Origin of the sequence: Rhizobium sp. CF122 (assembly GCF_000282035.1) — a bacterium.
Classification (GTDB): Bacteria; Pseudomonadota; Alphaproteobacteria; order Rhizobiales; family Rhizobiaceae; genus Rhizobium.
The window spans coordinates 80,128-103,054 of sequence record NZ_AKKA01000120.1; the positions used below are offsets into that span (position 1 = coordinate 80,128).

Below are 22,927 nucleotides of genomic sequence, written 5' to 3' on the forward strand. Positions count from 1 at the left end.
TAGGCGAGATTCGGCTATATTATAGGAATTTCAGACGAGTACGAGGAATTCGCGAAGTGACGTATGAGCGAAAGCCGCGCAATAATCCGGCGGAAATGAGGCGCCGCCTCACAAAGTGGCATGCTTTATGCATTCCACGCATGGCTCCCATGAACGAAACCCTCTCCCTCAGCTTTTCTAAATCGCTATATAGGCGCCATCAAACGGGTTCGAGACGAACCTGAAACGAAACAAAAGGAATTTAGATATGACTGCCCCTCTGTCGCGCTTCGCTTACAGCAGCCCGGTGCAGGCTGGCGAGCGCCAGACTGTGCGTCACGTCATCGGCTCGCGCCGTCCGCTGCATGAGGACACCCTCAATCTGCTGGGCGCTGGCCAAAAGGTTACGCGCCATCAGGTCGCAACCAACTACGCGTTCTGAGCAACTCGCCGCTCCCTTCTCCTCCTCCCTCACGGGACCGGCGATCAGAACCAGTAGAAGCCCGCTCGAGCGCTCCTCCTCCTTCGAGCTCGCGGGCATTGACCGGGAAACTGGTCCAAAGGCGGTGCCATTGGCACCGCCTTTTCTTTTGCCCTCGCCTCAAGGACGATCGAGATGGATCGTCACCCAGCCATTACGCCAGATCGTACGGACGTGCCGCAAATGCGCACCGTTATAGGCCGCCAGCACCTTCCAACGCTGCGCAGCCAGAATGCCGGAAAGAATGACCGAGCCCCCGGGCGCCAAGTGGGTCACGAGTTGCGGCGCCATCTTGATCAAGGGCCGCGCCAGGATGTTGGCGATAATCAGATCGAAGGGGCCATGCGCGCAAAGGGCGGTCGAGTGAAAACCTGGCGCCGTCTCTGTGGCGATACCCGACGCAATGCCGTTGCGCCGAACATTCTCGGCAGCGACCCGCGTCGCGATCGGGTCAATGTCCGTTGCGAGAACAGGAATGTTCCGCAGCTTCCTGACAGCAATCGCCAGAACGCCGCTGCCGGTTCCGAGATCAAGCGCATTCCGCACCCGGCGGGAACGCAAGACACGGTCGATCGTCTCCAGGCAGCCTGCCGTCGTGCCGTGATGACCTGTACCGAAAGCCTGGCCGGCATCGATCTCGATCGCAATATCGCCGGACCGCACCTTGTCGCGGTCGTGCGATCCGTGGACCAGAAAGCGCCCCGCCCGAACCGGCGTCAGCCCCTCAAGTGACTTCGCCACCCAATCGACCTCGGGAATCACTTCGCGCTCGACTTTGGCCTCGGGAAAGCTCACCTTCAGCGCTTCCTCGACGCGCGCGCGAACCTGTAGTTCTTCTTCGCGCATCATGTAGACCGAGGCTTCCCAAATATCCTTCTTCTCATCGATCTCAGTGGTCGCGATTGCGAAGTCTTCTTCGCCGAAAACATCGGACAGCAGATCCAGAATCTCTCCTGCCTGCACTTCGGTCGTCGTCACATAAAGGCGTATTTCACTCACAAGCGGTCTTTCTTCTATAGGGCGCCATCGATCCAGGGCGGCGACTGCGTATCATATCCGGAAACGCCGTGAAGCAATTTTTGTCGGAATGCAGGTATTCGCAAAAGTAAGGGGACGGCAACATTGCGGATCGCGATCGCCACCGGATTCTTCATGGTAATAAGCGATGTCAGTTGATGGGTCTGCTTCAGCACCGTCTTCACCGCCGGCATTCTGAGGCCCGCATATTCGCGCTCCCGCCCTTCCGAGATGAGCCAGGCCAACCAGCACGCGTCCTCGATGCCAAGGTTCATCCCCCGCGCACCGGCCGGCGAATGAATATGCGCCGCGTCGCCTGCAAGAAACACGTTGCCTCTTGCCATCACAGCGACATGGCGGAAGTGAATGCGAAAATCGGAGGCCCAGACACGCTCGGCGATTGCGGCAGGATGTTGGATGCGGCTCTCGAAATCGGGAAGCGTCGAGATGTAGCGCAGCACATCGCGGGTGACAGGCAAACGCCCGATCATGCCGGGATCGAACAGGGTTATCTCGGCAAAACCGGGATCGATCGGCACAGCGTAACGAAAGTCCGCCAGATAGAAGCTGCTCTCCAGCGCCTGTCCGGGGAAACCGATACCGACAGCTTTGCGGACCGCCGAATGGGCACCGTCGGCAGCGATCACGATATCGAAATCCGCCGTTTCGACCGATCCATCGGCCTTCCGTAGCGTTACTCGCGGCTTCGAAAGATCCCCGGAGACTGTCTCCACCGCAGTTTGCCATTCCGGAGCAACCTCATAGTCGGAAAGCTTGCCCAGCAGCAGCCGCTCGGTATGCCCCTGTGCCAGCGCGTGGATTGCGCTGTAGGGGCCGGGAACCTTCGTCGTGTCGATGTCAGCAAGCAGTCTTCCCTTGGAGACGATGCGGAAATGCGCAATCTGCTGCGCCTCCTGCAGTATCGTGTCCGACACACGCGAGGGTGAAAGCAGCGCCAGCGTTCTGGCATTGATGCCCAGCGCACGGCTTTCCGTCAGCGGCACGGGCCCGGCGTCGCTATCAACGATACGCGGAAGGAACCCGCGTCGGGCAAGTTCGAGGGCAGCAGTCAGGCCAGTCGCGCCGGCCCCGGCGATCAAGATGCTGCGATGCCCTGACGCCATGCCGTCATCCCTTGCTGACGAGGTTCTCCAGTTTCTTTACAGCCGTATCGGGATTTTCGCCATAGGCGATGGTCCCGGAGAACCGCCCTGCCGAATCGAGCAGGAAGACCGAGGCCGTATGGTCCATCGTGTAGTCGCCGTTCGGATTGCTCTCATCCACGGGAACCTTCTTGGCGTAGACGCGGTAACCCTTGATGACGTCGGCAACCTTGTCGGGAGCGCCTGATATACCGACAATGCGCTTGGAGACATTGGAGACGTACTGGTTCATGACGTCAGGCGTATCGCGCTCCGGATCGACGGTGACGAAGTAGGCCCGAAGCTTCTTGCCCTCCGGATCGACCTTCTCCAGCCAACCATTCATTTCGAACAGCGTTGTCGGACATACTTCCGGGCAATGGGTAAAGCCAAAGAAGAGCGCCGTCGGCTTGCCGCGGAAGGCCTGCTCCGTGATTGGTTGGCCGTTCTGGGCGACAAGCGTGAACGGCACGCCGAACGGTCCCTCGGATACAGCCTCTTTTGTCTTGGTGACATTGAGCGTCAGCCAGCCGAGAATCCCGGCCATCACCAGCACCGCAACCCAGACCGCAATGCGGACAGTCTTCATCGATCGAACCTCTGAGATCGGGACCATTCCCGTTTCCGGGTGATATCGCCTCGTTCTTCAGGGTGCAATTCAACAAGATGTTTTCCAGGCGGCGACCGATTGCCCCACCAGCACACGGAAAAGGCGCAATCAAAATCGGAAAATCCAGTATTTACAAACACATATTCGACGCAACAAAGGCAACCTACAATCTTTGAGGGTTAGCAAATACTTAAAAATACATATCTATATTTAGCAATGGATAGAACGGTCGCCGTTCTCGTGACATGACGTCTGCCTGGCATTTCAACCCCGGCTATCCGCGTGAGCGCAAGATACATGCCGCGTCTCATCGCGGGGGGATAATCGTCACATGACTGATATGAAAGTGCGCAAGAGCCTCTCCGTTGGCCAGAGGCTTGGAACGCTGGCCGGCGCTGCATTCGTCGGCTTCGGCGCGATGCTTGGAGTCGGCTGGCACCAGAATTCGAGCGCCGACGCCGCTCTGAGGCATGCCAACGAGATCCAGGCTAGCGTCGATCACATCAACGAGCTGCGCACCGCAAATCTTACTCTAATTCTCGCCGCCATGGACACCATCGTCGATCGCGGCGATCGCGCCGTGATGCCCGAACGCCTGAAACTGATGAACGAAGCGATCGGCGAGCTACAGAGCAGTTCCAAGGAAATGCACCGCCTCGGAGAGGAGCTGAACACGGGAAGCCTGCTCTCCACGTATGATGGAGACGTGGCGACACTCGGACAGAATGTCGTCGGAGACCTGAAAGCTGCCGTCGAATCTGGGGCGCCCGACAATGAATTCGACAGGCTTGATGACGCCATCGACGGTGGCGGCGACAAGGTGGGCGCGACTCTGGATAAGTTCGCCCGCGAAGGCGGCGAATTCGCCAAGAGGAAAATCGACGAAGCCAATGTGATCTCGCAGCGAGCGATTCACATCCAGCTTGCACTTGGCATCGTCGCTATCCTGACGATGGCGATCCTGCAGTACATCCATGGCGGCTCGATTCGCCGCGGCATCGAGGGCGTACGCAAGAGCATGCAGGGGATCATGCGCGGCGATCTCGATAGCCACGTCCCCGCCACTGAGCGTGGCGACGAGATCGGCGACATGGCGCGCGCGGCGGAGAGCTTTCGCCTTGCCGCAATCGAGAAGCAGGACCTCCAGGCGCGAAGTGAAAGCGAACGCCAGCAAAGTGATGCCGAGCGTCGCAGCCGCGAAGCGGCAAAACTTGCAGATGCCGAAGCGCTCGATAAAGCAGTAAAAGCACTGGGCCAAGGCCTCACACGGCTCGCTGGCGGTGACGTAACGGTCACCATCGATCAACCGTTCAAGCCGGAACTGGAGCGCCTGCGTAGCGACTTCAACGAGACCACGGCAACGCTCCGCCAGACGATGGCCGGCATCTCCCAGAACGGAGCTTCCATCCAGGCAAACAGCCAGCAGATGCGCTCGGCCGCCGACGACCTCGCAAAGCGCACGGAACAGCAAGCGGCCTCGCTCGAGGAAACCTCCGCTGCCCTCGATCAGATCACGGCAACGGTTCGCAACGCCACCAACCGCGCCGAAGAAGTCGGCCACATGGTGGCCCATACCCGGCAGAACACGGCGAAGTCAGATGTGGTCGTCACCGACGCCATGGCGGCCATGGAGCGAATCGCGGCGGCCTCGCGCGAGATCGGAACGATCATCAACGTCATCGATGAGATTGCATTCCAGACTAATCTCCTCGCCCTCAACGCAGGCGTCGAGGCGGCGCGCGCAGGCGAAGCCGGCAAGGGCTTTGCGGTCGTCGCACAGGAAGTGCGTGAACTCGCCGGTCGCGCAGCGGGTGCCGCCAAGGATATCAAGGCTTTGATCGGGAAGTCCGGAGCCGAGGTGAAGGCCGGCGGTGAACTCGTGACGGCCGCAGGCGAAGCGCTGCGCCAGATCGGCGACGATGTTTTGCGCATCGACGAGCATGTTAAGTCAATCGTAACCTCTGCACGCGAACAATCCACTGGACTGAACGAAATCAATACGGCCATCAGCCAGATGGACCAGGTCACGCAGAAAAACGCGGCCATGGTGGAAGAGACGAACGCAGCAAGCCACGCACTCGCCACCGATGCCGACAGCCTGATCCACCTGATCCAGACGTTCAAGATCGGCGAGGGCATGAATGCCCGTTCTACGCCGCGGGAAGCCACCGCAGTCTCGCATCCAAAACCATCTCCCGCACGAAGCCTGATCGGCAAGGTGGCGGGCGCATTCAGCGGCGGCGCAACCGCCAGAGCCATGGCCCCACCGGCCGGAGACAACTGGGAAGAATTCTGATCATGAACAGTACCATCATCAACCAGACCGGCTCGCATCTCGAGATCGTCTCTTTCCATCTCGGCGAGCAGGAATTCTGCATCGACATCATGGCGATCCGCGAAATTCGCGGTTGGGCACCGGTCACCCCGATGCCGCACACGCCGCCTTACGTGCTTGGCCTCATCAACCTGCGCGGCGCGGTGATCCCGGTCATCGACATGGCCTGCCGCCTCGGCATGAAGATGACGGAGCCGTCCGAGCGCTCCGCCATCATCGTCACCGACATAGCCGGCAAGCTCGTCGGCCTGCTGGTCGAGCAGGTCTCCGACATGATGACCATCAAGAGCGAAGACCTGCAGCCGGCGCCGGAGATCATTCCGGAAGCACAGCGCGCCTTTTGCCGCGGCATCGTTGCGCTGGAAAAGACCATGGTCTGCTTCCTGAACCTCGACACCGTCATCGCCGACGAGCTGGCACAGGCCGCGTGATCAGACTAGCCGGGTTTCGCTGCTAGGCCTGGCCCCTGACAACATTTCCGAACCGCTTGCGACCGAACGTTGCAAGCGGTTTTTCTATGCCGCCATTCTTAGGGCCGCATTGCAGGCTATCTCGTTGGCGAACGCCACCTCCGTCACGCGGTCGTTAGACATAACCTTGTAAATGAAGGGCGAAGGCCGGCGTTTCAATGTCGTTGGAAAAGGCAATGGGATACGCAGGATGAGCAAAGCAAAGACCCGCCACACCGGAGGATGCGGCTGCGGCGCGATCCGCTATAGAATCGACGAGGCGCCCCTATCCAGCGGCATCTGCCATTGCCAGACATGCCGGAAGGTTGCTTCGGCTCCCACGCTGCCGTTCGTCACCTTTCCCGTGCGAACACTGGTGTACGAACAAGGAGCCCCGCGGGCTTTCGCCTCCTCGAAGGGCGTCGTGCGGACATTCTGCGGCTCATGTGGTTCCCCGCTCGGCTACCAGAACGATGCGGACCCCGGTTTGATCGACATCATGACCGTCAGCCTCGACGAGCCGGATGAGTATCACCCGACCTTTCACGTCTGGACATCCGAAAAGGTGTCCTGGGATGTCATCTGCGACAACCTGCCGGCCCATCCCAAAAGCCGTCCCTAACTCGACGGGCCGCGCTGCTGTTGCGGCTTGCCGTTCTTCCACATGACGTTCCGGCCGTAGAGCGGGATCGTCGAGATCGCCATCTTGGCCGAGCCGTCGGCCTCGAAACGATCGCGGTCTGATCGCAGACTGATGCCAGGATCGAACTACTCGACGATCTCGACCGTAAACGCAAAGCGGCCGATCTCGCCGGGAGGCAATGTCAGGCTGTACGGTCGCTTTGCAAGCTCCCTCGAGCCGTTCTTTTGAGCAGCCATCCCATGCCAGGGTTCGATGCAGATGAACGGCGCACCCGGTTTCTGCCAGAGCGCCAGATTGGGCAGATTCTCAAAACTGAAATGCATCGTCGGTCCGCCCTCGACGCCGTAGCGCAGCCCCTTCCCCGCATCCTCCGGAAAGATCATGGCATCCTGCTCGAACATACCGTGGTCCAGCACAAGCCGTCCTGCCTTGAATGGGGATGCCAGCTTTGCGGGCGAAATCAGCCCATTCTCCAACCGCACCAAACCAGGCTCGCCCTGATTGTCGAGCGTTATAACGTGATCCTGCCCGGCAGCGCCTGGCAATGGCCAGAGGAAGGCGGGATGAAAGCCGAGCCCAAAAGGCATCGGCCGCCGGTCGCGATTGGTCACCTCGGCGGCGACGGTCAGCGCCCGCCGCTCAAGCGTATGCTCCACCGCCAACAGGAAGTCGAACGGAAAGACCGCCATCGTCGTGGGCGATGACGCAAGCTCATACCGGCACGTCGTCGCGCTGGCGGACGCAAGGGCAAATTCCGTCCGGCGCGCGAAGCCGTGCTGGCCCATCGGAAAGCTCTGGCCGTCGATTGCCAGCATGTCATCGGGCGCCTTGCCGACGATCGGAAAGAGCACAGGCGAACGCCCGCCCCAGAAAGCCGCATCACCATTCCACAGCCACGACCTGCCGTCGCTCGTCAGCAAGTCCTGCATCTCGGCGCCGAAAGAGGAGACATCGACTGTCAGGTACTGGTTTGCGATCCGCGTGAGGCTTGGCATCGAGCATCCTTTCGATTTGATCCGCAATCGGACCCTATCCGCGTCAACCAACGATTTCCATGACGACGCACGATTGGCCACCTCGTCCCGTCAGCGAGCGCGCAGCTATTGCGGCTTTCCGTTCTTCCAGATGACGCTCTGGCCATAGAGCGGGATAGTCGAGATCGCCATCTTGGCCGAGCCGTCGGTCAGTTCGCGAGAATGTGCGAGATAGATCAGCGTGTCGTTCTCCTTGTCGTAGATCCGGTTGACGACCAGTTTCTTCCAGATCAGCGACATGCCTGTCTTGAACACCTCGTCGCCGCCCTTCGACAGGTCAATGTCGCCGATCTCAATCGGCCCCGTCTGACGGCAGGCAATGGAGTTGTTCGAGGGATCCTCGAACCAGTTGCCGTTCTTCACGCGGTCGATAACGCTGCGGTCGAAATAGGTGACGTGACAGGTCACGCCTTTCACCTGCGGGTCGGCCACCGCGTCGATGATGATGTCGTTGCCGATCCAGTCGACCCCGACCTTGCCGACTTGGTCGGCGGATGCCGTGCCGGCGCAGAGGCCTACAAGCGAGGCGGCGGCAAGCGCGATACAGCTCTTTCTGGACATGACGGCTCCCTGATTACATCCGCATCTAAGGTAAGCGCGACCGATGCCTTTACAAGGAAGCCCTCACGCCTTCCTGCACGTGCAGGCCTCGTACCCCTCCGACGTCAGCCTTCCCGGTTTCATGCCGATCAGAGCAGGAATGGCGTTCACCGCTGTCGCCCCGACGGCCTTTGCCATCGCAATCGCCGCATGCGCACAGACCGCAGCGTCTTCGGCAGCGTTGTGATGCGCAAAGCGCAGCCCAAGGTGCTCGGCAATCATGTTCAGCCGATGCGACAGGAAATGCGGCCAGATTCGCTGTGCCATCTTCAGGCTGCAGAGATAGGTGAGTTCCGGATAAGATTGCCGATACAGGTCGAGACTTGTGCGCCAAACGCTGAAATCGAAAGCCGCATTGTGCGCGATCATGGTCGCGCCTCGGAAATCGTCGTGAAACTCGTCCATCACCTCCGGAAACTCCGGCGCGTCCTCGACGTGCTCCGGCCGAATGCCATGAATGGCGATGTTCATGCCGGAAAACCGCATTTCCTTCGGGCGGATCAGCCGTTCCTCGACGCGGGTGACCTTGCCATCCTCGATCCATGCCAGACCGACCGAACAGGCGCTGCCGCGTTGTTCGTTGGCAGTTTCGAAATCAATGGCGATGGTCTTCAAGGGGTTTCCGATTCGATTGTATCGATATGGCATAGCCTTCCGGCCCTGTCGGCGCAAACCCAAGCTGTTGACATCCGCAACCGGATTGCGAAACATGGCGGGCATGAACGGATCGATGACCATGACGCTTACGCTGACGACCACCACCCTTGCAGGGTTGGCGGGAGCGACGGTGCGTTAGATCAAGCCCCGTCATCCCCGAAACCCTGCCGAGGCGAGCAGGGTTCTGGAACCGGCTCTCCTCACAACAACCAGGAGAGTTGCATGCAGAATAATCCAAGCAGTAGAAAAGCACCTGTCGGACTGTTGATCCGAGCCATCCGTCCGTCCGACACCGAAGCCTTGGCAGCGCTGGTCAATCTGCCGGGCTTTCGGGCAGGGACCTTGCGTCCGCCCTACCAGAGTATCGAAGAAACCCGCCGCCATGTCGAAAACAGCAATCCGGACGCGATGCGTCTGGTCGCAACCATCGACGGGCAGATCGTCGGCGACATCGGCATGACCCGCTTCCGCGGCCGTCGCAATCACGTCGCCGGCATCGGCATGGGCGTTCATGACGACTTTACCGGCCGAGGCATCGGCAGCGCGCTGCTCGCAGCCGTCATCGACGCCGCGGATAATTGGTTGAACATCATGCGTCTGGAATTGACCGTCTACACCGACAACGAAGCCGCTCTTGCGCTCTACAGAAAGTTCGGCTTCGAAGAGGAAGGCGTACTTCGTGCCTACGCCTTCCGGGCCGGCAGTTACGTCGATGCCTATGCGATGGCGAGGGTCAAGCGGTAGAAGAAGGCTCTGAGGTGAGCAGAACCGATGCCCTCACCCGCCGATCAGCGCCAGCCACTCGTCCTCGTCCATCGTCTGGACACCGAGTTCGCGTGCCTTGTCGAGCTTCGAGCCAGCGCCGGGTCCCGCAACGACGATATCGGTCTTCTTCGACACCGACCCCGCGACCTTGGCGCCGAGGCTTTCGGCCCGCGCCTTGGCCTCGTCGCGTGAGAACTTTTCTAGCGAGCCGGTGAAAACGACGGTCTTGCCGACGACAGGGCTGTCGGATGTCACCGGCTGTTCGGCGGGCAAGGGCCTCTTGTCGTTGAGCTCGTCAAGCAGCGCTCCGATCACGTTGATATTGCGCGGCTCCTTGTAGAATTCGACGATGGCACGAGCGACAATCTCGCCAATGCCTTCGATGGCGTTCAACTCGTTCCAGGCATCGCCGGAAAGTGATGCAGCCTCCTTCATCGCCTCCTCGAAGGCGTCATAGGTGCCATAAGAGCGCGCCAGCAGTTTCGCGGTCGTCTCGCCGACATGGCGGATGCCGAGCGCATAGATGAAGCGGTGGAGCGCGATAGTGCGGCGCTCGTTGATAGCTGCGTAGAGCTTGCCGACACTGACCTTGCCGAAGCCGTCGATATTCTCGAGCTTGGTCAGTGAGCCCGCCTGCCGCTTCTCCAGTGTGAAGATATCGGGCGCGGTGCGAATCTGCAGCGCCCTGTCCTCATTCTCGAAGAAGAAGTCGATTTGCTTCGATCCAAGGCCCTCGATATCGAAGGCATTGCGGGAGACAAAGTGCTTGAGATGCTCCGTCGCCTGCGCCCTGCAGATGAAGCCGCCGGTGCAGCGGGTGACCGAATCGAGCTTGCCGGTCTTCTCGTTCTTCTCGCGCACGGCATGGCTGCCGCAGACCGGGCAGGTCTTCGGGAATTCGTAGCGGGCTGCATCTGTGGGCCGCTTTTCCATGACGACGTCGAGCACCTGCGGGATGACGTCGCCGGCCCGCTGCACGATCACGGTATCGCCGATGCGGATATCATGCTCCTCCTCGCGGATGCGTTCGCCCGAATTGCCGATGCCTTCAATGTAATCGGCATTGTGCAGCGTCGCATTGGTGACGACCACGCCTCCGACGGTGATCGGGGTCAGCCGCGCGACCGGCGTCAGCGCACCAGTGCGGCCGACCTGGATGTCGATATTTTCGACCGTCGTGAAGGCCTGTTCCGCCGGGAACTTATGCGCGGTCGCCCAACGCGGGCTGCGCGAACGGAACCCAAGACGGGTCTGCAGCTCAAGACTGTCAACCTTGTAGACGACGCCGTCGATGTCGTAGTCGAGATCCGGTCGCTTCAGGCCGATCTCGTCATAGTGCGCCAGGATATCGGCGACGGAATTCAACCGCTTCATCAACGGATTGACGGGAAAGCCCCATTCCTTGAACTTCTGCACCATGTCGAATTGCGTCTTCGGCAAATCATTGGGCTCGGAAATTTCGCCCCAGGCGTATGCAAAGAACTTCAGCTTGCGGCTCGCTGTCACTTTCGCATCGAGCTGTCGCAGCGAGCCAGCGGCGGTGTTGCGCGGATTGACGTATGTCTGCTTGCCCGCCGCCTCCATCTGCTTGTTCAGCGCCATGAAGTCGCTCTTGGCCATATAGACCTCGCCGCGCACTTCAACGACGGCAGGAACGCCCGCAGGCAACTCGTTGGGGATTTCCTTGATGGTGCGGATATTCGCGGTGACGTTTTCCCCCGTCGTACCGTCGCCGCGAGTCGCTGCGTTTACAAGTTTGCCATTCTCATAGCGGATCGACATGGAGAGGCCGTCGATTTTCGGCTCTGCGGTAAACGCGATCGACTGGTCCGGCAGACGGCCGAGAAAACGGTAGACGCTGGCCACGAAGTCCTGCACGTCCTCCTGCGAGAACGTATTGTCGAGCGATAGCATCGGGCGCGCATGCACGACAGGCGCAAAGGTCACCGAAGGCGCGGAACCGACACGCCGCGATGGGCTGTCTTCGCGAATGAGTTCCGGAAAGCGCGCCTCGATCGCGTCGTTGCGCCGCTTCAGCGCATCATACTCCGCATCCGAAATCGCCGGGCGATCCTCGCCGTGGTAAAGCTCATCGTTGCGGGCGATCTCCCTGGCAAGTCGCTCAAGCTCGGCAGCGGCATCTTCGATCGTCAGGGCATCAACGGCTATGGCTTCGGTCGACATACGGCTCTCGCTCCACGGAATCTGGAGTCGTTTTAGAGCAAAATGCATGGATTGAAAGAGAGCGAGACGTCATCTCCGGCGCCTCTCCCCAATTCGGCGATTGCGAAATCAGCCGTTCCCGGCCAGCAGACGGGCAGCCGCGGCCCTCGCCTCTTCCGTCACCGAGGCCCCCGCCAGCATGCGCGCGATTTCCTCCGTACGGTCGCCAGGCGCCATCGTCGCGACGCGAGTCGCGATCTTCTCGGAGCCTTCCGCAGCCGGCCCCTTCGAAATCAACAGATGCGTTGCGGCCCGTGCCGCAACCTGCGGCGCATGCGTGACCGACAGCACCTGTACACGGTCGGAAAGGCGCTTCAGCCGCTGCCCGATTGCATCCGCAACCGCGCCGCCGACGCCGGTATCGATTTCGTCGAAGACGAGCGTTGGCGCAGAGCCACGATCGGCAAGCGCCACTTTAAGGGCCAGCAGGAAGCGCGAAAGCTCGCCGCCGGATGCCACCTTCATGATCGAGCCCGGACGCGTGCCGGGATTGGTCTGAACGTGGAACTCCACCATGTCGATACCCTCCGAGGTCGCGTCTTCGGGATCGGTGGTGATTTCCACCATGAACCGTGCCCGCTCGAGCTTTAGCGCCGGCAGCTCCGCCATGACCGCAGCAGCCAGCGCGTCTCCAGCATGATGACGCTTGTCGGAAAGCGTGCGGGCCGCCGTGTGGTAGTTCGCCTTGGCGACACCGACCTCCGCCTCAAGCTTGGCAAGCCTTTCCTCGCCAGCGTCGAGATCGGCAAGATCGCCGATCATGCGAACGGCGAGCGCCGGCAGTTCGGTCACCGGAACGGAGTACTTGCGCGAGGCGGCGCGCAAGGCAAACAGGCGCTCCTCTACACGCTCCAGCTCTTTCGGATCATATTCCGTTTTCCGGAGTGCCGCCTCGACTTCCATCTGAGCGTTGGAGAGCTGGTCCAGCGCAGCGTCCAGAAGCGCCACCGTATCTTCCAGCAGTCCTGGGGCTTCGTGGCTCTTGCGCTCCAGCCGGCGCACCAGCGAGGCGATATGCGGCACAGGAGAGGCGTTGCCGTTGAGGAACTCGGAAGCCTCGGCGATATCGCCCGCGATCCGCTCGGCCTTCATCATCTTCTGGCGGCGGTCGGCAAGTTCGTCCTCTTCGCCATCCTGCGGTGACAGCTTTTCGAGCTCCTCGACGGAGGAGCGTAGATAATCCGCCTCGCGCGCAGCATTCTCCACCTTCTCACGCTGCTTCTTCAGTGTTCGCTCGGTATCACGCCAGATGCGGTAAAGGTTGGAAACGGCCGCAGAGTCTTCGTTCGCGCCTGCGAAGGCATCGAGCAGCATCCTGTGCGCATGCGTATCGACGAGAGCACGATCATCATGTTGGCCGTGGATCTCGACCAGCATCTGTCCGGCCTGGCGCATCAGCTGAACACTGAGTGGCTGGTCGTTGACATAGGCCTTCGTACGCCCGTCAGAGTTTTGGACGCGGCGAAAGATGAGATCGCCATCATCATCGATGCCGTTTTCGCGCAGCAACTTGCGGGCGCCGTGATCCGGCCCGACGTCGAAGACAGCCGTCACCTGCCCCTTGTCTTCGCCGTGTCGAACAAGGCCGCCATCGCCGCGGCCACCAAGGGCAAGCGACAGGCTATCGAGCAGGATGGATTTGCCAGCACCGGTCTCACCGGTCAGCACCGAGAGGCCGGTCTCGAAGGCGAGATCCAGCCGCTCGATCAGGACGATATCGCGGATCGAAAGCTGGGTCAGCATTGGCCTCAGGAACCGAGCAGGAGTTTCTTGCCTGCAGCAGCGATCCAGGAGCCCGGGTTTTCACGCGGCTCTGTGCCACCGCTCTTCAAGAGCTTGAAGGAATCTGCGTACCACTGGCTATCCGGATAGTTGTGGCCCAGAACGGCGGCGGCGGTCTGCGCCTCCTCGACGATGCCCATTGCATAATAGGCTTCGACAAGGCGCGCGAGCGCTTCTTCGATCTGGTTGGTATTCGGATACTTCTCAACGACTGTGCGGAAGCGTGAGATTGCCGCAAGGTATTCCTTGCGTTCCATATAGTAACGACCGACCTGCATTTCCTTGCCGGCGATCTGGTCGCGTGCGAAGCGGATTTTCGCTTGCGCATCGTCGACGTATTCGGAATCCGGATAATTGTCGATGACAGCCTGCATGGCTTCGACGGTCTTTGCAGCCGCGCGCTGATCCTGCGTGACGTCGACGATCTGCTTGGAATAGGTCAGACCGATCAGATACTGCACATAGGGAGCATCCTTGGACTTCGGATACTGCGCCATATAGCGGTTACCCGAGGCGAGAGCATCGTCGAGACGGCCCTGGCGGTACTTGACGAAGGTGCTCATCACGAGCGCCTTGCGCGCCCATTCCGAGAACGGGTTCTCGCGGTCGATGGCATCGAACTTGCGCGCCGCCTCGGCCATGTTACCGGCCTTCATGTTGGCGAGGCCCTGGGTATAAAGAACATCCGGCGGATCGCTCTCGACGCCGAGCTTGGTAATATCGATGTCAGGGTCCGACTGGCATCCGGAAACTAAGGCACCTGCGCTCAGCACCAAGAGCGATGCGAACAAAGCGCGCGCTGTCTTCATCATACTTTCAGACCCTGCATAACCCATCGGAACAATCCCAACGCTGCCATCCCTCAACAGCAGCCACGCCTTGCTGGCGTTTCTAGCCACAAATGAGCAGCCAGAGCAACGCAATGATGATGCATTAACGCATTTTTGTGGCGACGCAGGCCATATTCACCGGTTTTGCACCGAGAAAGCTGCAACTGTTGCCGCTAAACATCTGCGGCAACACATCTATCGGGGAATCACCGTCGGTCTGTTCCCCATAAAGAAACCGCCTCCCGAAGGAGGCGGCCCTGGCCTTAAAGATGCGATGGAGGTCATGCCGACCAGGGAGCAAATTCCGGTGCGTTGACCCGGATGAAATCCCGAGGAGCAACACGCTGGCGCGGCGCAGAGGTCTCGACCACTTCATAGGCGGTCGGGTCGCTGAGCAGCGCCTTGAGAGCATTAGCATTCATCTTGTGGCCACCGCGATACGAGCGGTAGCAGCCGATAAACGGAGCGCCGGCCAGTGCCAGATCGCCGACGGCATCGAGTGCCTTGTGGCGCACGAACTCGTCCTTGGCGTAACGCAGGCCCTCGACATTGATAACAGTATTGTCGTCCGAGATGACGACGGAATTCTCAAGCGAGGAACCAAGCGCATGGCCAGATGCCCAGAGACGCTCGACATCCCGCATAAAACCGAAGGTGCGAGCGCGCGACAACTCGGACTTGAACGTCGCGGCCGTCATGTCGCCTTCCCATTTCTGCCGGCCGATCAGCGGGCAATCGAAATCGATCTCGACTTCAAAGCGCATACCGTCATAGGGACGGAACTCGCTCCACGAGCCGCCATGCTCGATGCGAACCGGCTTGGTGACGCGGACGTAGCGGCGCTTCACGCCGAGCGATACCAGGCCAACCTGTTCGATCGCTTCGATAAAGGGCATAGAGCTGCCGTCCATGATCGGCATTTCGGCGCCATGGACCTCGATCAACACGTTGTCGAGACCAAGCGCGTAGACAGCAGCCATGACATGTTCGATCGTCGCGACTGAGTGCGCCGGCGAGAACCCAAGAACAGTGCAGAGATCCGTATTGCCGACCTGCGAAGAAACAGCACGGTATTCGGAAACCTCGCCGTTCTCATGCATGCGATTGAAGACGACGCCAGTGTCGGCTTCTGCCGGGTTGAAGGTAATCGAAACGTCAGCACCGGAATGGACGCCGATGCCCGAGAGCGTGATCGGACGTGATACCGTCGTTTGAAAACCCAACATGCCAATAACCATAAATTTTGCCTTTATTATCCCTGGTGACCCGCCGCGGCTAACATGCCGAACTATCTGCCAGGGTTCATTTCACGCCGTCCAAGTCTCGCCATGAAGGGCACAAGGGCGGTTTCTTGACCCCATACATACGTGCGCCCGGGTTCCAATCCAAATCACTGTTTCTTTCGCATTGTTACGAAAGTATGCCATTGAAATAACAGCGCAATTAGCGCCAGATTCGATGCTCTGAAACAGCAATGCCCGGGAGCTTACTCCCGGGCATCCTTGTGGCGATTCTGTCCTTGCTTCAATTCGACTGACGGCGCAGGAATGCCGGAATTTCGAGCTGATCGTCTTCCTGCATCATGCGAGCCTGCGGAACGCTGCGACCCTGATCGTCGAGATTTCCACGGCGCGGTGCATAGAGGCTTGCTTCGGGAGAGAGCGGACGGCGCTGCTGCGAGGCAGCCGCAGGAGCCGACGTCATCTCCGGCGCGACTTCCTCTTCGCGGCGGCCAAGCGAGTTGGTGATCCGCTTCAGGAGGCCCATTGGACCACGCTCTTCATGCGCATGAGACGTCGGAGCAGGCTGCGAGCGATGGTCGATCTCTGCCTGAACCACTGGCGGGAAATCTTCCACCTTCGGCATACGTACGGCCTGCTGAGCGGCCATCGGCTGCTGCATGACCGGTGCCGGCTGGCTGATAACAGGCTGCTGAACCGGCTGGCTCATGACCGGAGCGTGAACTGGAGCCTGCTGAACCGGAGCTGGACGAATGACCGGAGCGGCCTCAGGAGCAGCGAAGATCTTGCTCTGCGGACGGAAGGTCTCCTGCATCGCCGGCTGCTGGACCGGGGCTGAAGCACGCGGCGCGTGGATTTCAAGCTCGCGTTCCATTTCGGCTTCAGCCGTACGGATTGCTTGCGCGACCGGATCGACGGGCTTGGGTGCCTGCTGCAGGACAGGTGCAGGCTGAACTGCGGCCGGCGCCGGAGCAACGGCCGCGGAAGGACGCACGATCGGCTTTGCCACCGGCTGGAAAGTCTTCCCTGCCGCCGCGTTGATGGCACGGTCGATGCCTGTCGCAACGACGGAAACGCGGATGATGCCTTCGAGCGATTCGTCGAATGTCGCGCCGAGGATGATGTTCGCATCCGGATCGACTTCTTCGCGAATACGGGTTGCCGCTTCATCGACTTCGAAGAGGGTAAGGTCGCGACCGCCGGTGATGGAGATCAGCAGGCCCTGTGCACCCTTCATCGAGGTTTCGTCGAGCAGCGGGTTGGCGATCGCAGCTTCGGCAGCCTGCATCGCGCGGCCCTGGCCGGATGCTTCACCGGTTCCCATCATGGCGCGGCCCATTTCGCGCATGACCGAACGAACGTCAGCGAAGTCGAGGTTGATGAGACCTTCCTTCACCATCAGGTCAGTGATGCAGGCAACACCCGAATAGAGAACCTGGTCGGCCATCGCGAAAGCGTCGGCAAAGGTCGTCTTGTCGTTGGCGATGCGGAAGAGGTTCTGGTTCGGGATGACGATCAGCGTGTCGACCGACTTCTGCAGCTCTTCGATGCCGGCTTCCGCCAGGCGCATGCGGCGACCGCCTTCGAAGTGGAAGGGCTTGGTGACAACGCCAACGGTCAGGATGCCCTTGTTCCGGGCTGCCTGAGCGACAACCGGAGCAGCACCAGTACCCGTGCCGCCGCCCATACCGGCGGTGACGAAGCACATATGCGTGCCGTTCAGGTGATCGATGATTTCATCGATGCATTCCTCGGCAGCTGCGCGACCGACTTCCGGCTGCGAGCCAGCACCGAGACCTTCGGTAACATTGGCGCCGAGCTGGATAATGCGCTCTGCCTTCGTCATCGTCAGGGCCTGGGCGTCGGTGTTGGCAACGACGAAGTCGACGCCCTGGAGGCCCGCGGAGATCATGTTGTTGACAGCGTTGCCACCGCCACCGCCAACACCGAACACGGTGATACGCGGCTTAAGCTCAGTGATATCCGGCTTTTGCAGCTTGATAGTCATCTTACCGTTCCTTCTCTTTATGGCCGTATCGCCACGCCGGCCAATTCACTCAATTATCAGAAGCTTTCTTTCAGCCACTGCCCCATGCGGGCAAAGCGGCTGGTATTTCCCCCAAGCGACATGAGCAGACCGCTCTGTGACGCATGTGTTTCCTGGTCCGCGACCTGCGGATAGATCATCAGGCCGACGGCGGTCGAAAAGGCTGGGCCCTTCGCTGCTGTCGGCAGGCCCGAGACGCCCATCGGACGACCGATTCTGACGTTGCGGGCAAGAATGCGGCGTGCGACTTCGGCAAGGCCGGTCAGCTGGCTCGCACCGCCCGTCAGCACGACGCGCTTGCCGACGATCGGGCTGAAGCCCGAGCGCTGGATGCGGTCGCGGATCAATTCCATCGTTTCCTCGATCCGGGCGCTGACGATGCGCGATACCAAAGCGCGCGGCACCTGTGTCGGCAGGTCGCGTTCGTCTTCGCCGATCGGCGGGATCGAGATCAGTTCGCGCTCGTCCGAGGAATTCGGCATCGCGGAAGCATGGACGACCTTCAGGCGTTCGGCATCCTCGATACGGGTCGAAAGACCGCGGGCGAGATCCGTGGTGACGTGATGGCCGCCGAGGCCGACGGCATCCGTGTGCACCAGCTTGCCTTCTGCGAAGACCGAAATCGTCGTCGTGCCGCCGCCCATGTCGATCGCCGCGCAGCCGAGCTCGACTTCGTCGTCGACGAGAGCAGCAAGGCCCGATGCGTAGGGCGTCGCAACGATGCCCTCGACCGAGAGGTGCGCGCGATTGACGCTGAGCTCGAGGTTCTTGAGCGCGGTACGCTCAGCCGTGACGACGTGCATGTCGACGCCGAGAACGTCACCATACATCGACAGCGGATCGCGGATACCGCGCTCGCCGTCAAGCGAGAAGCCGGTTGCCAGCGAATGCAGTACGGCACGATCCTGGCGCAGCGACTGCTGGCAGGCGGCGGAAAGGACCTTCTTGAGGTCGTTCAGTTCGACTTCCTGGCCACCGAGATCGATGGTCGCAGTGTAGATGTCGCTCGTCAGGCGCCCCGCCGTGACGTTGACAATCAGGCTTTCGACAGTAAGACCGGCCATGCGCTCTGCAGCGTCGACCGCAAGGCGAATCACGCTTTCCAGAGCATCCAGGTCAGAGATCGCACCGGTCTTGATGCCACGCGAGCGCTGATGACCGATCCCGATGATCTCAATGTTATGCGTGCGACCGGGCAAAACCTGACTTTCCTCGCGGGGCGTCAGGCGGCCGATCATGCAGACGACCTTCGTCGATCCGATGTCCAGCACCGAAACGACATGGGACCGCTTCGACGAAAGCGGCTTCAGGCGCGGCAATCCGAAATGGGACGAACCGAACAAGCTCATATATTTTGCCCCGCCTTCTTCAAATCCTTAGCCCTCTGATCGAGCACCAGTTGCCGGCGCGCCATCGCCTCCGGCGTCAACTGAATTGCCGTGCGGTCGGTGAGCCTCAGATCGACGGCAGCGATGTCGCGCTCCAGAAGATCCTGCTCCTTCATGAACTTCGACAGCCGCGCCAACGCCAGATCGACATCGTCTTCCGGCAGCTTCACCGAAATGCCGTTGTCCATGTGCAGATCCCAGCGACGACCCGAAACCCAGACGTAGGCCTTCACCCGCGCCTTGATCTCCGGCCAGTTTGCGAATTCGGCTTCGAGCGAAGTTGCAGCAGCCTCCGCACCACGACCAACCACCAGAGGCAACTGCGAGAACTTATTGTCGCGCAGCGGAGCGATTACCGAGCCCCCCTTCTCCACGAGAGAAAGTTCCTGGCCATGCTGCCAGATGGCGTAGGCCTCACGCTCCTTGAGTTTCACCTCGATCGTCTTCGGATAGATCTTGCGAACTTCAACATTCTCGACCCAGGGAAGCTTCGCGATCTTCTGACGCGCCGCATCGACATCGAGCGCCACGAGCGACGTTGTGCCATCAAGCCCCAACAGCTGCAGGATCTCGATTTCGGAGGTCTCGGAATTGCCGGACACCTTCACATCATCGATCGCAAATCCGGCAGCCGTTGTCGTCGCCTGGGCAACGGCTTCTGTGTGACCACCGAGCGACATGCCATAGAGACCCGTCGCGGCAAAGAAAGCCAAGGCGGAGACCGTCCCGACATGAGCCGGAATATGGATGCGGCCGCTTCCGAGGCTGACAAGGAAGCGAACGACACGACGCAGCGGGCGCGGCAGAATCAGCCGACCATCACCCTCGGGATACGAAGGCTCCACCTGATGACTTGGGCGCCCTATCCTTTTGACCGTCACCGAGAACAAGAAGCGTCCTCCACCATCCAACGGAGAAATTCACCAAACGAGTAGCCGGCATGACCGGCCATTTCGGGCACCAGGGAGGTTGGCGTCATGCCTGGCTGAGTATTGATTTCCAGCCAGATAATTTCGCCATCTTCGGAGAAGCGGTCGTCATAACGAAAGTCGGAGCGACTGACGCCACGGCAACCAATTGCTTGATGCGCCCTTAACGCCAATGATTGTATTTTTTGGTAAATATTCGGTGAAATTTCCGCAGGGATGACGTGTTTCGATCCACCCGCGACGTACTTGGCATCATAATCGTAGAAGCCATGCCCGAGCGGCACAACCTCGGTCACGCCGAGGACCCGATCACCCATAACGCCGCAAGTCAGCTCGCGACCATAGATGTAACGCTCGACAAGAACCTGCTCGCCGTAGCGCCATTCCGGAGAGCTGATGATCTGCGGAGGGTGAGATTGATCCTCTTGAACGATCACCACGCCGAAGCTGGAGCCCTCACGCACAGGCTTCACAACATAGGGCGGCTTCATCGGGTGCTCGGCCGGAAAGGCGAATCGATTGATCACCTCGGATTGCGCAACCGGAATGCCAGCGGCGGCGGCAACGCCCTTGGCCTTCTCCTTGTCCATGGCAAGGGCCGACGCCAGCACGCCGGAATGCGTGTAGGGAACCTCAAGATATTCGAGCACGCCCTGGATCGTACCATCCTCGCCGTAGGGGCCATGCAGTGCATTGAAGACGACATCGGGTCGCAAGGCAGCAAGCTTCGCAGACACATCGCGGTCGACATCAATCCGCGTCACCTGGAAGCCCTCAGCCTCAAGAGCATCCGCGCACGCCGTCCCGGAAGAAAGGCTTACCGGCCTCTCCGAGGAAAACCCGCCCATCAGGACAGCGACATGCTTGCGACTCATCAACACCCCCAAAAAATAACCTGCACACTGCGTTCCGACGCTTGCACCAAGCTTGTTTGTCGTCCGAATCTCGCTCGGTGATGCAGATGCATTAGAGTCCGATTATGGTTAATGAAGTGTTTACTTTCGTTAATTTTTGGCTTGTCCGACCGCCCGGACAGGGCCGTGCAAAACGCAGAAACCCCGTGGCGACAGCGCGTGACGCGCGGGGTTCCGTAAAGGAAGTTGTGTCAGTTCGAGCCCTCTTCGCCTGCTAATTTCCACACAAGGCCACCCAGAGCGCCGCCAAGAAGCCCTCATGCGCTCAACCAGAGCTTTCATGAGGGATCTGCTTCATATTGATTCTGGTCAAGTGACCACACGCGGGCGTCGATGGGTGGAAAAATGCAAAGCCTACTAATCTTTTTTTCGTTTGTTACGCGGTGACCATTTGCGCCGAATTAAAATTGCGTTAAGAGCCGCCTGCCTCCCAAGGCATCTTTACAATCCCGATTGGAATGAAAATGTCAGACGCGATATACAAAGTATCGCCGACTCCCGCTTCATCGAACCATGCGCAAGTCAACTCGCCGGCGCGTGTTCTGATCGCGAGCCTCGTCGGCACCACGATCGAATTCTTCGATTTTTACGTGTATGCAACCGCCGCCGTGCTGGTCTTTCCGACGCTGTTCTTTCCGAACAGCGACCCGACGACCGCACTGCTTGCATCCTTTGCAACCTTCTCCATAGCCTTCTTCGCCCGTCCGCTCGGCGCCGTGGTCTTCGGCCATTTCGGCGACAGGATCGGCCGCAAGACGACACTCGTTGCCGCGCTGCTCACCATGGGCATTTCGACGGTTGTGATCGGCCTCCTGCCCTCCTACGAATCGATCGGCGTCATCGCACCGCTGCTGCTCGCGCTTTGCCGTTTCGGCCAGGGCTTCGGTCTCGGCGGCGAATGGGGCGGCGCCGTGCTGCTCGCGACCGAGAACGCGCCGGAAGGCAAGCGCAGCTGGTACGGCATGTTCCCGCAGCTCGGCGCCCCGGTCGGCTTGTTCCTTTCCTCGGGCATCTTCTGGCTGCTGCTGCAGGTCATGTCTCAGGACGCTTTGCTGAGCTGGGGCTGGCGTGTGCCGTTCATCTCCTCGATCCTGCTGATCGTCATCGGCCTCTGGGTCCGCCTGTCGATCACCGAGACGCCAGCCTTCCAGAAGGCGATCGACAAGCAGGAGCGCGTTGCTGTTCCGGTTGCCGAACTCTTTCGCAAGCACAAGCGTAGCCTGTTCCTCGGCACCTTTGTGGCGCTCGCGACCTTCGTGCTGTTCTATATCGGATCGGCTTACCTGCTGTCCTACAACGTCAAGGTCCTGAAGATCCCGTTCCTTGACGCGCTCGAAATCCAGATCGTCGGTTCGGTCGCCTTCGGTATCTTCATCCCGATATCAGGCAAACTGGCCGAGCGGTTCGGACGTCGCGAAATGCTGATCCTCACCACCTTGCTGATCGGTATCTTCTCGTTCTTCCTGCCCGGCCTGATGACTGGCGGCGAAGGTGGCATCCTGGTCTTCGCGATCGTCGCCATGGCGCTGATGGGCATGACCTACGGTCTGATCGGAACCGCGCTTGCCGCCCCCTTCCCGACGGCCGTCCGCTACACCGGCTCGTCGATCACCTTCAACCTTGCCGGCATCTTCGGCGCTTCGCTGGCGCCCTACATCGCCACCTGGCTGCAGGCAAACTACGGCATGCAGTATGTCGGCTACTATCTCGGCCTCTCCGCGGTCATCACGCTGATCTGCATCCTGGCTTCGGGCCGCGACGAAGTCTGAAGTTAACTCATATTGAAAACGAAAGGCCGCAAAACCCTGGTTTTGCGGCCTTTCTTGTCTGCAAGAAGGTAAAAAGCTATTTCCTGTCGCTC

The 22,927-nt window shown here is 60.1% G+C and carries 20 protein-coding genes; 6 read left to right on the top strand and 14 right to left on the bottom strand.

Features of this window, described 5'->3' with window-relative positions:
• Positions 1-247 precede the first annotated feature (247 nt).
• A complete protein-coding gene (locus PMI09_RS31805; RefSeq protein WP_007802260.1) occupies positions 248-421 on the top strand; it encodes a hypothetical protein in 174 nt (57 codons plus the stop codon).
• Positions 422-580: 159 nt separating this feature from the next.
• On the opposite strand, the gene PMI09_RS27855 is transcribed toward PMI09_RS31805, so the two are convergent.
• From PMI09_RS27855 to PMI09_RS27865, 3 genes are read right to left on the bottom strand one after another with little or no spacing between them, the layout of a single operon-like run.
• On the bottom strand, positions 581-1,459 hold the full coding sequence (locus PMI09_RS27855) for a 50S ribosomal protein L11 methyltransferase (RefSeq protein ID WP_007802262.1): 879 nt from the start codon (positions 1,457-1,459) through the stop codon (positions 581-583).
• Between the two features lie 14 nt (positions 1,460-1,473).
• Positions 1,474-2,601 carry an FAD-dependent oxidoreductase gene (locus PMI09_RS27860; protein WP_007802264.1) on the bottom strand — a complete coding sequence of 376 codons (1,128 nt, stop codon included), beginning with the start codon at positions 2,599-2,601 and terminating at the stop codon, positions 1,474-1,476.
• A gap of 4 nt (positions 2,602-2,605) precedes the next feature.
• Complete coding sequence (locus PMI09_RS27865; protein ID WP_007802265.1) at positions 2,606-3,208, bottom strand: SCO family protein; 603 nt, start codon at positions 3,206-3,208, stop codon at positions 2,606-2,608.
• 352 nt (positions 3,209-3,560) lie between these two features.
• On the opposite strand from PMI09_RS27865, the gene PMI09_RS27870 reads away from it, so the two are divergent.
• The 3 genes from PMI09_RS27870 (at position 3,561) to PMI09_RS27880 (ending at position 6,635) form a co-directional block, all read left to right on the top strand.
• On the top strand, positions 3,561-5,525 hold the full coding sequence (locus tag PMI09_RS27870; protein ID WP_007802267.1) for a methyl-accepting chemotaxis protein: 1,965 nt from the start codon (positions 3,561-3,563) through the stop codon (positions 5,523-5,525).
• Between the two features lie 2 nt (positions 5,526-5,527).
• Positions 5,528-5,995, top strand: coding sequence for a chemotaxis protein CheW (locus tag PMI09_RS27875; RefSeq protein WP_007802269.1), 468 nt, complete (start codon positions 5,528-5,530; stop codon positions 5,993-5,995).
• Between the two features lie 229 nt (positions 5,996-6,224).
• Positions 6,225-6,635: a GFA family protein gene (locus PMI09_RS27880; protein WP_007802271.1), complete on the top strand. Its 411-nt coding sequence runs from the start codon at positions 6,225-6,227 to the stop codon at positions 6,633-6,635.
• Positions 6,636-6,781: 146 nt separating this feature from the next.
• On the opposite strand, the gene PMI09_RS27885 is transcribed toward PMI09_RS27880, so the two are convergent.
• From PMI09_RS27885 to PMI09_RS27895, 3 genes are all read right to left on the bottom strand, one after another.
• Entirely contained in the window at positions 6,782-7,651 is an 870-nt protein-coding gene (locus PMI09_RS27885; protein WP_007802273.1) for an aldose 1-epimerase family protein, read from the bottom strand.
• Positions 7,652-7,756: 105 nt separating this feature from the next.
• Positions 7,757-8,251: a CreA family protein gene (locus tag PMI09_RS27890; RefSeq protein WP_007802274.1), complete on the bottom strand. Its 495-nt coding sequence runs from the start codon at positions 8,249-8,251 to the stop codon at positions 7,757-7,759.
• Between the two features lie 63 nt (positions 8,252-8,314).
• The gene (locus tag PMI09_RS27895) at positions 8,315-8,905 is read right to left on the bottom strand and encodes a 3'-5' exonuclease (protein WP_037084430.1); all 591 of its coding nucleotides are present in this window, start codon (positions 8,903-8,905) and stop codon (positions 8,315-8,317) included.
• Between the two features lie 264 nt (positions 8,906-9,169).
• Here PMI09_RS27895 and PMI09_RS27900 point away from each other — a divergent pair, with 264 nt between their 5' ends.
• The gene (locus PMI09_RS27900) at positions 9,170-9,691 is read left to right on the top strand and encodes a GNAT family N-acetyltransferase (RefSeq protein ID WP_007802279.1); all 522 of its coding nucleotides are present in this window, start codon (positions 9,170-9,172) and stop codon (positions 9,689-9,691) included.
• A 33-nt stretch (positions 9,692-9,724) separates the two neighbouring features.
• Here PMI09_RS27900 and ligA read toward each other — a convergent pair whose 3' ends face one another.
• The 8 genes from ligA to PMI09_RS27940 form a co-directional block, all read right to left on the bottom strand.
• Positions 9,725-11,896 (bottom strand): NAD-dependent DNA ligase LigA, encoded by a 2,172-nt coding sequence (gene ligA / locus PMI09_RS27905; RefSeq protein ID WP_007802282.1) that lies wholly within the window; start codon positions 11,894-11,896, stop codon positions 9,725-9,727.
• Positions 11,897-12,004: 108 nt separating this feature from the next.
• Complete coding sequence (recN, locus tag PMI09_RS27910; protein WP_007802284.1) at positions 12,005-13,678, bottom strand: DNA repair protein RecN; 1,674 nt, start codon at positions 13,676-13,678, stop codon at positions 12,005-12,007.
• 5 nt (positions 13,679-13,683) lie between these two features.
• Positions 13,684-14,553: an outer membrane protein assembly factor BamD gene (locus PMI09_RS27915; protein WP_183720441.1), complete on the bottom strand. Its 870-nt coding sequence runs from the start codon at positions 14,551-14,553 to the stop codon at positions 13,684-13,686.
• A gap of 275 nt (positions 14,554-14,828) precedes the next feature.
• The gene (gene lpxC / locus PMI09_RS27920) at positions 14,829-15,785 is read right to left on the bottom strand and encodes a UDP-3-O-acyl-N-acetylglucosamine deacetylase (protein WP_007802288.1); all 957 of its coding nucleotides are present in this window, start codon (positions 15,783-15,785) and stop codon (positions 14,829-14,831) included.
• A 286-nt stretch (positions 15,786-16,071) separates the two neighbouring features.
• Positions 16,072-17,796: a cell division protein FtsZ gene (gene ftsZ / locus PMI09_RS27925; RefSeq protein WP_007802290.1), complete on the bottom strand. Its 1,725-nt coding sequence runs from the start codon at positions 17,794-17,796 to the stop codon at positions 16,072-16,074.
• Positions 17,797-17,852: 56 nt separating this feature from the next.
• The gene (gene ftsA, locus PMI09_RS27930; RefSeq protein WP_007802292.1) at positions 17,853-19,184 is read right to left on the bottom strand and encodes a cell division protein FtsA; all 1,332 of its coding nucleotides are present in this window, start codon (positions 19,182-19,184) and stop codon (positions 17,853-17,855) included.
• Positions 19,181-20,113: a cell division protein FtsQ/DivIB gene (locus PMI09_RS27935; RefSeq protein ID WP_007802294.1), complete on the bottom strand. Its 933-nt coding sequence runs from the start codon at positions 20,111-20,113 to the stop codon at positions 19,181-19,183. The genes ftsA and PMI09_RS27935 overlap by 4 nt, the downstream gene beginning before the upstream one ends.
• Positions 20,101-21,027 carry a D-alanine--D-alanine ligase gene (locus PMI09_RS27940; RefSeq protein ID WP_007802296.1) on the bottom strand — a complete coding sequence of 309 codons (927 nt, stop codon included), beginning with the start codon at positions 21,025-21,027 and terminating at the stop codon, positions 20,101-20,103. The genes PMI09_RS27935 and PMI09_RS27940 overlap by 13 nt, the downstream gene beginning before the upstream one ends.
• 503 nt (positions 21,028-21,530) lie before the next feature.
• Between PMI09_RS27940 and PMI09_RS27945 the strand changes: the two genes are divergently transcribed.
• Entirely contained in the window at positions 21,531-22,835 is a 1,305-nt protein-coding gene (locus PMI09_RS27945; protein ID WP_007802297.1) for an MFS transporter, read from the top strand.
• Positions 22,836-22,927: the final 92 nt, after the last annotated feature.

Coding starts and splice junctions, on each gene's coding strand:
- PMI09_RS27915 (WP_183720441.1), bottom strand. CDS start 14,553: ATGGGTTATGCAGGGTCTGAAAGTATGATGAAGACAGCGCGCGCTTTG.
- PMI09_RS27900 (WP_007802279.1), top strand. CDS start 9,170: ATGCAGAATAATCCAAGCAGTAGAAAAGCACCTGTCGGACTGTTGATC.
- PMI09_RS27890 (WP_007802274.1), bottom strand. CDS start 8,251: ATGTCCAGAAAGAGCTGTATCGCGCTTGCCGCCGCCTCGCTTGTAGGC.
- lpxC (WP_007802288.1), bottom strand. CDS start 15,785: ATGGTTATTGGCATGTTGGGTTTTCAAACGACGGTATCACGTCCGATC.
- ftsA (WP_007802292.1), bottom strand. CDS start 19,184: ATGAGCTTGTTCGGTTCGTCCCATTTCGGATTGCCGCGCCTGAAGCCG.
- recN (WP_007802284.1), bottom strand. CDS start 13,678: ATGCTGACCCAGCTTTCGATCCGCGATATCGTCCTGATCGAGCGGCTG.
- PMI09_RS27885 (WP_007802273.1), bottom strand. CDS start 7,651: ATGCCAAGCCTCACGCGGATCGCAAACCAGTACCTGACAGTCGATGTC.
- PMI09_RS27865 (WP_007802265.1), bottom strand. CDS start 3,208: ATGAAGACTGTCCGCATTGCGGTCTGGGTTGCGGTGCTGGTGATGGCC.
- PMI09_RS27940 (WP_007802296.1), bottom strand. CDS start 21,027: ATGAGTCGCAAGCATGTCGCTGTCCTGATGGGCGGGTTTTCCTCGGAG.
- ligA (WP_007802282.1), bottom strand. CDS start 11,896: ATGTCGACCGAAGCCATAGCCGTTGATGCCCTGACGATCGAAGATGCC.
- ftsZ (WP_007802290.1), bottom strand. CDS start 17,796: ATGACTATCAAGCTGCAAAAGCCGGATATCACTGAGCTTAAGCCGCGT.
- PMI09_RS27870 (WP_007802267.1), top strand. CDS start 3,561: ATGACTGATATGAAAGTGCGCAAGAGCCTCTCCGTTGGCCAGAGGCTT.
- PMI09_RS27880 (WP_007802271.1), top strand. CDS start 6,225: ATGAGCAAAGCAAAGACCCGCCACACCGGAGGATGCGGCTGCGGCGCG.
- PMI09_RS27945 (WP_007802297.1), top strand. CDS start 21,531: ATGTCAGACGCGATATACAAAGTATCGCCGACTCCCGCTTCATCGAAC.
- PMI09_RS31805 (WP_007802260.1), top strand. CDS start 248: ATGACTGCCCCTCTGTCGCGCTTCGCTTACAGCAGCCCGGTGCAGGCT.
- PMI09_RS27860 (WP_007802264.1), bottom strand. CDS start 2,601: ATGGCGTCAGGGCATCGCAGCATCTTGATCGCCGGGGCCGGCGCGACT.
- PMI09_RS27875 (WP_007802269.1), top strand. CDS start 5,528: ATGAACAGTACCATCATCAACCAGACCGGCTCGCATCTCGAGATCGTC.